This is a genomic window from Pedobacter sp. 01N416 (genome assembly GCF_056399685.1).
The window spans coordinates 1-12,273 of the sequence record NZ_JBFTRT010000344.1 but is presented as its reverse complement, the minus strand read 5'-3'; the positions used below and the strand labels follow the sequence as shown (position 1 = coordinate 12,273).

10 protein-coding genes are annotated in these 12,273 nt (G+C 39.8%); 8 read left to right on the top strand and 2 right to left on the bottom strand.

The features are described from left to right. From AC1DND_RS18245 to AC1DND_RS18210, 8 genes are all read left to right on the top strand, one after another. Nucleotides 1–729, top strand: a 729-nt coding sequence (locus AC1DND_RS18245; RefSeq protein ID WP_477583772.1) for a hypothetical protein, incomplete at its 5' end; no start/stop codon positions are given. 119 nt (nucleotides 730–848) lie between these two features. Beyond that, nucleotides 849–2,273 (top strand): alpha-L-fucosidase, encoded by a 1,425-nt coding sequence (locus AC1DND_RS18240; protein WP_477583770.1) that lies wholly within the window; start codon nucleotides 849–851, stop codon nucleotides 2,271–2,273. 35 nt (nucleotides 2,274–2,308) lie between these two features. Continuing rightward, nucleotides 2,309–3,994 carry a GMC oxidoreductase gene (locus AC1DND_RS18235; protein WP_477583768.1) on the top strand — a complete coding sequence of 562 codons (1,686 nt, stop codon included), beginning with the start codon at nucleotides 2,309–2,311 and terminating at the stop codon, nucleotides 3,992–3,994. A 17-nt stretch (nucleotides 3,995–4,011) separates the two neighbouring features. Then, the gene (locus AC1DND_RS18230; RefSeq protein WP_477583766.1) at nucleotides 4,012–4,578 is read left to right on the top strand and encodes a gluconate 2-dehydrogenase subunit 3 family protein; all 567 of its coding nucleotides are present in this window, start codon (nucleotides 4,012–4,014) and stop codon (nucleotides 4,576–4,578) included. A gap of 211 nt (nucleotides 4,579–4,789) precedes the next feature. Next, the gene (locus tag AC1DND_RS18225) at nucleotides 4,790–5,296 is read left to right on the top strand and encodes an alkaline phosphatase family protein (protein WP_477583765.1); all 507 of its coding nucleotides are present in this window, start codon (nucleotides 4,790–4,792) and stop codon (nucleotides 5,294–5,296) included. After that, nucleotides 5,296–6,330, top strand: coding sequence for an alkaline phosphatase family protein (locus AC1DND_RS18220; protein WP_477583763.1), 1,035 nt, complete (start codon nucleotides 5,296–5,298; stop codon nucleotides 6,328–6,330). The genes AC1DND_RS18225 and AC1DND_RS18220 overlap by 1 nt, the downstream gene beginning before the upstream one ends. A gap of 670 nt (nucleotides 6,331–7,000) precedes the next feature. Next, nucleotides 7,001–8,230: a hypothetical protein gene (locus AC1DND_RS18215; RefSeq protein WP_477583762.1), complete on the top strand. Its 1,230-nt coding sequence runs from the start codon at nucleotides 7,001–7,003 to the stop codon at nucleotides 8,228–8,230. A 14-nt stretch (nucleotides 8,231–8,244) separates the two neighbouring features. After that, complete coding sequence (locus AC1DND_RS18210) at nucleotides 8,245–9,249, top strand: NHL repeat-containing protein (RefSeq protein WP_477583760.1); 1,005 nt, start codon at nucleotides 8,245–8,247, stop codon at nucleotides 9,247–9,249. Nucleotides 9,250–9,978: 729 nt separating this feature from the next. Here the strand turns inward: AC1DND_RS18210 and AC1DND_RS18205 are convergent. Next, nucleotides 9,979–10,794: an outer membrane beta-barrel protein gene (locus AC1DND_RS18205; RefSeq protein WP_477583758.1), complete on the bottom strand. Its 816-nt coding sequence runs from the start codon at nucleotides 10,792–10,794 to the stop codon at nucleotides 9,979–9,981. A 69-nt stretch (nucleotides 10,795–10,863) separates the two neighbouring features. Then, nucleotides 10,864–12,273 (bottom strand): M12 family metallopeptidase (locus AC1DND_RS18200; RefSeq protein ID WP_477583757.1); only part of this gene is annotated, 1,410 nt, incomplete at its 5' end.

Below are 12,273 nucleotides of genomic sequence, written 5' to 3'. Positions count from 1 at the left end.
GCTGGCGACTCAGGATGCGGCCTGTTTCTTTCAAACTACGCACAAAACAACAAGTTCTACAATGTGATGATTGACGGCTCGACGGTTGGAGGTATCGGGACCGGTACTGGAATTGAGGTAGATTCTACAGGCGCCCATGACAACGAATTCTTCGGTCTGAAGGCAGAGGGCTTGCGCACGACGGTTAAGTTAAGATCACCATCACCAGGAGGAGGTAGATATCCTACAACAGCCATCAAGTTCTTTGGCGGCTCCATGTCCGGCTATGCCGGCACTGAGCAAATGGTCGACATCGGTGCAAATGTAGGCCGAACCCTGATTGATAACGTAGCGTTCACCAACAGCGACAATTATACATTGATGGTTTCCGATAAAGGCTGGAATACAAAGTGGATTTATGCGGATGACGATGCACAGTTCACGGATTCTTTTGCGGCTTCCTATATGCCGTCCAATCTACACAAAGGACGAACGAAGGTGGTGACAATGACCGGAAATATCAGTTCGGTGGCGTCTATGCCGGGTGGGTATAAGGGCGCCCGATCCAGAATTATTTTTGTCCAGGATGCTACGGGTGGGCACAGCCTTCCAGCCGCAGCCTCATGGACGGGATACTATATGGATAGGATTTCGAATACAAATAATAAGGCTTTAAAGAAGACTACATTCGACTTCGAGTACGACGGCACGAAGTGGATTCAGGTGAGTGCCGCCAACACTTGGTTTTAACTTAGTTATATATAAAAATGGTTGAAAAAAATTATTCTTTGGTACTAAAACGGCTACCAGGTAGCCTAATCAAATTAAGCCCACTGGGGGATTTCATATTTTTTGTTAAAGTAATTTCAATGAAAATAATCATCACAATACTTTTAGTTTTTACGTTTTCGCTTGCGGAATCGCAAACATTGCAGCATAAACAGCCGGTTGCGTCAAAAGCGCAGAAAGATTGGCATGATATGGAATATTACCTCTTTGCCCATTTTGGTCCCAATACCTTTACCGGTTTGGAATGGGGCCTTGGAGATGAGAAAGAAGATATATTTAACCCGACCAACTTAGACTGCGATCAATGGTGCCGGGTTGCCAAAGCAGGCGGAGCGAAGGGAATTATCATCACGGCCAAACATCACGATGGATTTTGCCTGTGGCCAAGTAAATACAGTACACACACGGTAAGGGAAAGCAAATGGAAAGATGGAAAAGGAGACGTATTGAAGGAGCTGTCTACCGCTTGTAAAAAATATGGTTTAAAATTCGGCGTATATCTTTCTCCATGGGATAGAAACCATCCCGATTATGGTACAGATAAGTACAATGATGTGTATGTGAACATGACGAAGGAGATCTTTGCAAACTATGGCCCCATTTGGGAACTGTGGTGGGACGGTGCAAACGGAGAAGGCCCTAATGGTAAAAAACAGGTATATGATTTTCAGCGGTTCGAAAAATTAGTAAGAAGCATCTCTCCCAATACCGTGATTTTTAGTGATATCGGTCCGGATATCCGTTGGGTCGGTAATGAAAACGGAATAGGTGGAGAAACAAATTGGAACACATTAGATACTGCGGGATTTGCAAGAGATGCAGGAGCTCCGCCGACAGACACGCTGAAAAGTGGTAATGCAAATGGAAAAGTCTGGATGACCGCTGAATGTGATGTGAGCATCCGACCAGGCTGGTTCTACCACCGTAGCGAAGATACCTTGGTAAAATCACCTGCTACACTTTTTAATTTGTATCTGAAAAGCGTAGGCCGCGGAGCGGACCTGTTGTTAAATATTCCACCTGACCGCAGAGGGCTTTTCAATGAGCATGATTCGGTGGCATTAGTTGGTTTTAAGAAATTGTTGGAGGAGAACTTTAGAAATAATCTAGCAAAAAAAGGAACGGGATATGTCGTATCGAACAACAGCAAAAAAATAACCAAAACATTAAATGACGGGATACCGGATAGTTTCAGTGCGACCACTTTGCCTCATTCGCAAACAATGGTCATTGAATTGGATAAGCAGCGAAAAATAAATTGCGTCGTGCTCAGGGAAGATTTATCAAAAGGCCAGCAGTGTGCAAAATTCCAAATTAAGTTGAAGGATAAACAAGGTGGATTGATCAAAGAAATAAACGGTACCACAATTGGTCGTAAAAGGGTAATCAGCTTTCCATCGGCCGAAGCTTATAAAATCGAAGTTTCAATCACTGAACAAAAAAACAGCACCAGAATTTCCGAGATAGAAGCTTATCTGATTGACGAAAGACTCATCGAAAATTAAAATGTTTGAAATGTTAATTTTTTATCGGAAAAAAAATGGAAAATAATACATATGATGCGATTGTGATTGGGTCAGGCATCAGTGGCGGATGGGCTACCAAGGAATTATGCGATAATGGCATGAAAACGCTTGTTTTAGAAAGAGGTCGCAATATTGAACATATTAAAGATTACCCTACTGCAACAAAAGATCCCTGGGAGTTTCCGCACCGGCAACAGATGCCACTTAAGGCATTAGATGAGAATCCTATCGTTAGTAAGTGTTATGCTTATGGAGAGGCAACCGAGCATTTTTTTGTCAAAGATAAAGAGCATCCCTACATACAGGAAAAACCCTTTGATTGGATACGCGGGTATCAGGTTGGTGGCAAATCTATTATCTGGGGGCGAGCCTGTCAGCGTTGGAGCGATTTTGAATTTTCAGCACCTCAGCGTTATGGATACGCAGTTGACTGGCCAATCAGGTATGATGATATTGCTCCATGGTATTCCCATGTAGAAAAATTCGCAGGTATTTGTGGTAATAAGGATGGATTAGAAGCAATGCCTGATGGCGATTATCTGCCACCGTTTGAAATGAGTTGTGTAGAATCCGATATTCAAAAGAAAATAAACGCTCGTTACAAAGACCGACACATGGTACATGCACGTTGGGCACATTTGACCAAACCTGAACCGATTCATTTGGAGCAAGGACGAGGACAATGTCAGGCGAGAGATCTGTGTTACCGTGGCTGCCCTTTTGGCGGATACTTCAGTTCTGTTTCTTCAACCCTACCTTGGGCAAAAAAAACGGGGAATTTAACCATCAGACCTTTTTCAGTGGTTCATTCAATCATTTATGATGAAGAAAAAGGGAAAGCCGTGGGAGTGAAGGTCATTGATGCCAACACAAAACAAGAAACGGTGTTTTATGCCAAAGTTATATTCCTAAATGCAGCCTGCTTAAACACAAATCTTATCTTATTAAACTCCACATCATCCCGTTTTCCAAATGGACTAGGTAATGACAATGGGTTGTTAGGTAAATATATTGCTTTTCACAATTATCGGGCAAGTGTTTTTGGAAGGGTAGAAGGATATGAAGATAAGTATTATTATGGTCGTAATCCTACTAATCCAATAATTGCTAATTATAGAAATTTGCATAAGCAGGATACGGATTATTTAGGCGGCTTTTTGACTTTTGTTTTTTCAACCAGACCAACGCCAGGAGATGTTGATGGAGTGATTGGAGCTGATTTAAAAAATACATTAACAGAACCTGGTTCATGGGTTGCAGGAATGTATATGCAGGGTGAGACGATTCCAAAAGAGAGCAATCATGTAAGGTTAAGCAAAGACAAAAAAGACGCATGGGGGATTCCTCAACTTATTATGTCTGTAAGCTATGACGATAATGACGAAAAAATGGTAGCTGATTTTTTAGAACAATCCGCTGAAATGTTAAGTGCTGTGGGGGTAAAAGATATTCAAAAAAACGATAGTCACCGTGCTCCAGGTTTGGATATTCATGAAATGGGCGGCTGCCGTATGGGTCATGATCCAGAAACCTCATTGTTGAATAAATGGAACCAATTGCATTTGTGTAAGAATGTGTATGTGACTGACGGAGCCTGTATGACAAGTACTGGTAATCAAAGTCCGTCAATACTGTATATGGCTTTTGCAGCAAGAGCTGCTAATCATGCTGTTCAAGAAATAAAAAATGGTAACTTATAACGAAACAATTCAAAAATATGGATAGAAGGGAAGCTATAGGTAAAATTTCATTGATATTGGGCGGAACCATTATCGGAGCAGAGTTTTTTTTGTCAGGATGTAAATCAGATCCAAAAAAAAATAGCTATTTGTTTACCGCAGCAGATATAATTTTTCTTAATGAGGTAGCAGAAACTATTATTCCAGAAACGAATACCCCTGGTGCTAAAGCTGCCCAAGTAGGGAAATTCATGACTGTAATGGTCAACGATTGTTATAATCCTGAAGAACAGAAAATATTTGTAGATGGAATGACAACATTGAAAGAGCAGTGTAAAGAACAATATGGAGTGAATTTCATAGATTTAGATGCTCGTAAGAAAACAGAATTCTTAAAAACCATTATTCAGGAACAAAATAAAACAGCTAAGAATAAAGATATACAACCCCCGACTCATTATTTCAAGATGATGAAAGAGTTAACGTTACTTGGGTATTTTACCTCAGAAGTTGGTTGTACAATGGCCCGACGCTATATCCCGATACCTGGGAAATATATAGGTTGCCTTCCTTACAAAAAAGGGGACAAGGCCTGGGCCACCTAGATCAGATTAGACTGTAAGATCAGCGCGCTTTGTTTGCTTTTCTGCTCGCCCTGGCAAACCAATTTACAGCCAGCGTTTTACCAACACATGTAAACTTTAATGGCTACCCATTTCAGCTAACAAAAGAATTAACTAAAAAAACAACAAAACTGACAGTTTGTATAGTATTACCTAGGATACTTCTGTGGTCTTGCCTTAAATTAGATAAATAATGACGAAAAGAATTATTCTTTTATTTGCTATCATAGCGCTATTCAATACAGGGTCTATCGCTCAAAAAAAGACAATAGTAAAAAAGGCTTCTTCCACTATACTAAACAGACCAAAATTGGTAGTTGGATTGGTGGTAGACCAAATGAGGTGGGATTATCTTTACCGGTACTATAACCGGTATTCAGATGGCGGATTTAAGCGAATGCTAAATGAAGGCTTCTCTGCAGAAAACACCTTTATCCCTTACACGCCAACCTATACTGCCTGTGGACACTCCAGTATCTACACTGGTTCGGTTCCGGCCATTAATGGTATCATTGGGAATGAATGGTATGACCGGGAATCAAAACGTGGAGTTTATTGTGTCGGCGATACTACGGTTAAAACAGTAGGCAGTGGTACCGGAGCCGGTTTAATGTCCCCTAAAAACTTACTGGTCACAACAGTCACCGATGAACTTCGCCTGGCAACAAACTTTAAAAGTAAGGCTTCAATTTATTGTTAATGGATTACAATAAATTGAAGATGGCAGATAAATACTTTGAGAAAAACTGGAATACATTATATCCAATTGAAACATATGACCAGAGTACCGCTGACAACAAAACATATGAAGGAAAATCAAAAGAAGAGCAAACCGTTACTTTTCCCCACCCTTTCAAATTGTATATCGGAAAGGATTATGACAGGATAAAAAGTTCTCCATATGGGAATGCAATGACGCTGGAACTGGCTAAAATAGCTATAAATTCAGAACATCTCGGACAGAGAGGTCAAACGGATTTTCTTGCTGTAAGTTGCTCTTCAACAGACTATGTTGGACATCAATATGGGCCAAATTCAATAGAAGCTGAGGATACTTACCTTAGATTGGACCAAGAGTTGGCCCAGTTTTTCAACTATCTGGATGCTAAGATCGGAAAGGGAAATTATCTTGTGTTTTTATCTGCTGATCACGGGGCCGCTCACGTTCCAGCCTTTATGACGGAGAATAAACTTCCCGGAGGATTGTTCAATGAGGTTCCTGTTATGGCCGGTCTGAATACTGAAATTGAACAGAAATTCCAGGTTAAAAATGCGATTGTCACTTATACAAATAGTCAGATCTATTTCGATCATGGGGCAATTAAAGAGGCCAATGCTAGTTTGGAAGCTATAAAAGCTTTGACGGTCGAAAGGTTAAAAGAACATGAGGAGGTTATGGATGCCCTGGATCTTAGTAAATTGGCCGGTTCTACCTTACCCGAGCCGATAAAAAGAGCACTCACCAATGGGTACAATGCCCATAGAAGTGGTGATATCTATTATATATTGAAATCCAATTATTTTGAAGGCGGTAAGACAGGAACGACCCACGGCGCCTGGTATCCTTATGACTCCCATATTCCATGTATGTTTATGGGATGGAACGTAAAACAGGGAAAAACCAATAAAACCCATTACATAACTGATATAGCAGCTACCGTGGCAGCAATGCTTCATATTCAGATGCCAAGTGGCTGCATTGGTGAGCCTATTACAGAGCTAACAGGCCAATAGATTACCCTAAACAATAAAGGTAACCTTAATATGTGGGTGACCTGGTTTTTGAACTGTATAAGGATACTAAGTAAAAATATTCAGGGGGCGTTAAATGCCACTTTCTTTTAGTAAGGTAAGAAGCGATCTGTTAACTCATTTTTTTGACCCGGTAGAAACCGGGTGTTTTTTCTTGGTCAAATAGTGTAAATCAATATTGATTTCTCTATACGAAGACCTTTCATATGTGACGTTTAAAATAATACTATGATGTTATTTTAAACTATAGAATTAATCGGTAGCTATATTTTTGGTTAGCTGATGAATGTGGATTAGGGTTGTTTAACAATCCTTTGCTTGAGAACAAGGATAAGAATGAATAATTACGAATTCACCCTTACTGTTCTAACCTGCTTTCCAATAGTTCAAAAAGCTTGTTGTTGTTAACAATGACGATCGGGTGGACACCCTATAGTCAAAATACCTTTTTATTGACGATAAGGAGTTGTTCCTCTTGTTTGCTGATTGTTGAAGAACAACTGCTAATCTGGCTTTCCACCAGGCTTAGGTATAAGACCTAAAAAAGATGTGGAGGGTTCATTGATGAATAAAATATATAATCACTAGAAGTAATTTTTTAAAAAATATGTATTAGAATACTGATAAAAATAAAATCACCAACACCCTCACTATGAAAACGAATCTTCCCAAATGGTTTTTTGCCAATTTAATAATTTTGACCCTTCTCATGCTTCTGGGTTGTAAAAAGGAAGCACATATCCCTTACAGCCCCCGCTATTTACCAAGCCTTGATGCTACGGATTTACCAAAGAGCAACAAGCCGATGACCATGTTTGAAGATGCCGAAAGCCCTTCAAGAATGTATGATAAAAAGGACCGTTGGTTTCGGCTAAACCAATTGGTACAGGTAATCCAAAAGGGTAAAGATTCTGTTCAAATATCTCTTTATTCTCCCGTAGGACTTAACGATGTGAAGATATATGCTAAATTAGGCAACTATGATAAGCGGTTCTTAATCTATCATTTTACAAAAATTCCTGCATTTCACCGTTCGTTTCACCAAATCCCTATGGTAGCAGGGAAAAACGATTATCTATTGGAAACGGGAAATCCTGTTACGATCGATAAAATTGATGGTTTCTCTACTGGGGCAATTGAGTTTTCAGTTGAATCAAGTGATCCATTGTTTGCTAAATTCAAAAAAATCAAGTCCTCCGAATTGGTTCAGTTTCATGATGGATATCATTTGAATGAACCTAACAAGTTTTTACCAATGAATCCTGTTTTGGCAAAAGAGGCTATTACAATGATCATAAACTATTCTTATGCATTAAGCCATCCAATTTATTATGACACCTTTGTTAATTTCGATAGATACAAACAAGAGCAGGCGGCTTTAGCCGGAACTGCTGTTCCCGGAGCGATCAATTGGCATGGGAATGCCAAGGATGAAAATGGGGTTTATGATTACTTTTCAAAGGCCGAAATTGAGAAAAAATACCTCGACTATCTTGATAGCCGAACACTTTATATGGCAAGGGTAACTGGTGGCTCTGCTTTAGGAGGAGGTGAGTTAGCTTCTCAATGGGAATCTGATTACGTAACAGGGCACTGGAAAGGCGAAATGTCGGTTTGGTCACACGAGTATTCTCATCACTCAGGCTTTAGTCATGACAGTAATTTATGCAATAGTGGAGAAGGTGGTGGACAACAAGGAATGTTAACCGATTTTTATAAATACTTAATATACCTAAATGACCTTCCGTTCACCGATCCTGAGATCCTAAGAGGATGGACAAAAACACAATATCTTGCAGAAACCTATCAAAAACCGGTTTTTAAGATTAACCCGAAAAACCCTTTCTTATTAAAATATAAAGGAGAAGGAAAATGGAATTAATAAAATATATCAAGATGCATAAGATCGTTTTTTTTATCCTACTGTTTTGCATCCTAACAAGCTGCAAAAAGAGCCTGACTATTGCCCCAACAAATTATAATTATTACTATCCTACCGATGAAGCCAGAATCACTGCAAAGCAAATCGGGGATGGAACAGGAGCTTTGGACCCCAAAGGAATAGCTGTAGCAAATGATAAACTCTACATCTGTAATGGGAATGTACTCGAAATTTTTAATGCAAAAACCCTGGCCTACATAAAGACCATTAAGAATTATACCAAGGGATCGACCACAATTCCGTTAACCGCGCTTTCATCCGTGTGCATAGACAATGGCCGTATATACCTGGGAAGCGTTGAATCGAGAGTTTTTGTAATCGATGAAAACACAAACCTCGGTATAAATACGATTGGAAATGGACAATGGTGGCAAACTTTTGTGCACGTCTTTGGTCTTGCGGCAAAAGACGGACTTCTATTTGTCAAAGAAAAGGAAAAGACTGTTAAGGTTTTTGAAATATCCCAAATTACCGAAACGAGCAATTGGAATTTGCTGCCTATTGCTAAATTAAACACGTTAAACGGATTCGATGAAATCTATTCTATGGAAGTAGCCTCGGGAAATCTAATTGTGGCAGGAAGAGATGCAAAGGGCTATTTATATTACAGCCTTTCGGATATTCGGACGAATGCAGCAAAATCACTCACGACACCGATAAGCCCCGCTACAATTCCTTTTACGGCGGCAAAACCAATTGCTGTTACATTTGGTGCCGAATGGGCGATCACTTCGGAAAATACCGGAAATTTAAATTCACTCCGTATTTATCCAAAGGAAGAATTTATCAATAAAGTCTACGGTCCAAGAATAAATGTATCTGATATTATGGGTGCAAATCCGTTTGGAAATATTGTCAGTATCGCACAACTCGATGATCGCATTTTTTTGGCAGATAACACCAATAAAGAAATAAGGGTTATTAAACTTAATAAGTCAACAATAGCGGAGCAAAAATAAACGGCATTATAGCCATTTTGAAAACATAATTTTGCATTAGCCCGGGACTTTTAACTAAATCGAAACATAAGATAAGAGCATCCTGCCACTATTTCGGTGACAGGGTGTTAATAATTTTGATAGTATGAATATCGAATACTTTCGTTGATGATTATGAGAAAATAATTGCAAGGAATTCAAAAAAATATAGTAAAAATAGCACGGGAAAAATATTAAGTTAAAAGAACGGTCTTCAAAACCTGACCAATTGCTCCAATATTGTCTGCCCCACTTTTTAGCAGGATAAATGTGTTGTCTTTTGGGGACAGAGGAGTTATCTTTCAGCCGTAAAAACCTTTAAATGGTACCTATGGAATGATTATACGAGATGAAATCCGACAATCAGGCGGAGTTCCGAAAATCCTTTACCAAGAAGATAATTTTGTTTTTGGTAAAGACAGCTCATTTAAAATTTTAAGGATATACAATATTTTGCCATAAATTAAATTTCTTTACCGGATCACCTCTCTCTATTTTGAAATTATTTGTAACCTTAGTGGCATCAACCATTAGGCATGATGGGCTCATGAAATATGAAGTTATCAAAATAAGAAGCGATTAATAAATGGTTGTACTATACAAGACCAACCCGGGGATGTTGTTATAACAAATGCTTTAAACCGCTCGGAACAACCTTGTTAAAAAAAGGAATAATAGATATCACACTTATGATGAGCAGTAATATCATTGTTAAAAGGTATCATCGGTAAAATAAGCATAATCTTTTCCAGCAAAACTGGCCCCGTAAGTCATATTCAAAGTACCGTTAACTTCCAGATACCTGGTTATTGAATAAGCCAGGCGTAAGCTGCCCTCATACTTATAGGCCAATGCCTTTTGTTCAAAGCTTATGGGCTTTTTAAAGTCAGGGATCAGGTTCCAGTTTGCGCTGGCATAATATTTATAATATCCGCTCCTGATTTTTCCCGATATGGAAAATTTTCTTATCTGGTACTTTAAGTTTAAGCCCAACTGCAGTCCATTCCAATGGTTCTTGTAATAAGAGTTTAAGCCTTCAGTTACCGGATTGTTTGGGTCTTCCAGCAGGTAAAGTTCCTGTACCAGGTTATCGTAACCGATCAAGACATTTAACAGCAATTGATCACTTAACTCTTTTTTCAAAACCAGGTTCAGACTAAGGTGCTGAACATTTCCCTTGTTGCTGATAAAGGTTTCATCAAATACAGATTCCTTTCTGTTATCTTCCAGATAATCGGCATCGTTGGCGGCCCCGCCGTTAATTTTTCCATATAAAAAGTCAGCATTGACAGCGATTCTGGGTGTTAAGGCATAATCCGCACTAATGCTATACTGCGGCCCTTTTAAATTTCCCCATACCAGTTCAGAAAGGATGTTTGGCGCTTTCCCGTCAAGATTCCCGGCAATAGACCAGTTAAAATCTTCGTTAAACAGGCCGGTGCCTATAGAAACATTGAACTTTTGGTTCTGGGAGAAAGCCGCAATAGCGATGGAGCAGAAAATTATCGTTAGGAATATGTTTTTCAAAATCGGATTTTTAGATAAAATCCCCCATATAGCAAGTACCCAACTATATGGGGGATAGGCTAATATAGCTTAAAATCGGGTCAGGTTAAACCTTTGTGCCTGACTGGTCGTACTGGAAGTACCTACAACGATGTTAGTCGAGTTGGCTGTACCGCCACCGCTTACCTCCATCCTCAATCCAGGGGCATGTTTTGGTGCAAAGCTGAACCCTTCATTACCCCTGTTATAGAGCTTGAATTTTTGGTTTTCAGCATTTGCACTTGTCCTGAATTCGACGATTGTCCCACTGGCTGTAGCGGCATCACGTACAGTCAGTACCTTGTTGGTATCCAAGAGCGATTTGATCTGATAATAACCGTGCACATCCTTCCTGAATACAAATTTTTGGTTATTATTTGAATGCGAAGGCCATATGATCAGCCTTGTTCCGTCAGCCGGGTTGCCTCCATAAATGTCAAGGGATTTCGTACTGACATAAACCGGGGTAATCCTGTAAATACCGTTAACATCGGCCGGAAAGTATAAGCTTTTTAGGCCAGCAATGTCTCCCTCAGATAGAGCTGCCCTTTGACTGTTAAATGTAGAACCATCTAACTTGGTCATAGGTGGTAGGTTACGGTCTTTGGCAAAACCCCAGGAGTCGTAAAGCATAACAGACTGGAAGTCGAAAGGGCCATGGCCGGCATAAGTTGGAAATATGTTATAGTTATGTTCATATCCAGCTGTAACCCTTGATACATCTACGATCACATACTGATCTCTGTCGGGCCTGCACTGCTCATGCATAACGCCAAGAGAGTGCATCACTTCGTGCATTACTATCCCAACCATGTTGTAGTTATAAAGATTAACCGTGTTTACTCCATTTTTTCTCCAGCCAAGCGGTGAATTATTGCCACCTGATTTTACAAACGTTATATACTCGGGCTGAGTGGTCCGCTCTACGAAGCGGATGCCGGTAGCGTTGGTCAGGTTATTAAACGCGCTGTTTATAGTGGCAACAAACGAAMTGTGCTGGGCCGCTGTCATGGTGGTAATATCAGGATATTGATAATAAACTGTAGCACCTGGCCATGTTGCAGAAAAGTCCTGTGCAATGGTTGCCCTTTCCTGGGTAGAAAGGCTGCTTGTCAGTTTTTTCAGGGTATTGAATTGTTCTTTGCTCAGGATAATATCATCAGCATAATAATAGGTTCCGTTGACTTCAACCACGTGGTTGGTCCTTCCGTCGACAACCAGTTTGTGGATGGTGGAGTCGCCCTTTTTGATTGAACTGATCGCGTCGTTCTGTAAGGGGTCTGTAGTCTCGATGTCCTTCTTGCAGGCATAAAACGAGGTTACTACGAGCAGCGCCATAAGGGCTTTTAAAAATGATTTCATAAGAAAATGATTAGGTTTTAGGATATTGTTATTTGGTACTCTTTTCTGAAAAAATAGATATTTGGAAGTATTTAGGCCTTTAACTGTATTCCGCTGTAG

Excerpts from the sequence above, each read along its gene's own strand:
- AC1DND_RS18240 (WP_477583770.1), top strand. The coding sequence starts at position 849 with ATGAAAATAATCATCACAATACTTTTAGTTTTTACGTTTTCGCTTGCG.
- AC1DND_RS18225 (WP_477583765.1), top strand. The coding sequence starts at position 4,790 with ATGACGAAAAGAATTATTCTTTTATTTGCTATCATAGCGCTATTCAAT.
- AC1DND_RS18220 (WP_477583763.1), top strand. The coding sequence starts at position 5,296 with ATGGATTACAATAAATTGAAGATGGCAGATAAATACTTTGAGAAAAAC.
- AC1DND_RS18230 (WP_477583766.1), top strand. The coding sequence starts at position 4,012 with ATGGATAGAAGGGAAGCTATAGGTAAAATTTCATTGATATTGGGCGGA.
- AC1DND_RS18215 (WP_477583762.1), top strand. The coding sequence starts at position 7,001 with ATGAAAACGAATCTTCCCAAATGGTTTTTTGCCAATTTAATAATTTTG.
- AC1DND_RS18235 (WP_477583768.1), top strand. The coding sequence starts at position 2,309 with ATGGAAAATAATACATATGATGCGATTGTGATTGGGTCAGGCATCAGT.
- AC1DND_RS18210 (WP_477583760.1), top strand. The coding sequence starts at position 8,245 with ATGCATAAGATCGTTTTTTTTATCCTACTGTTTTGCATCCTAACAAGC.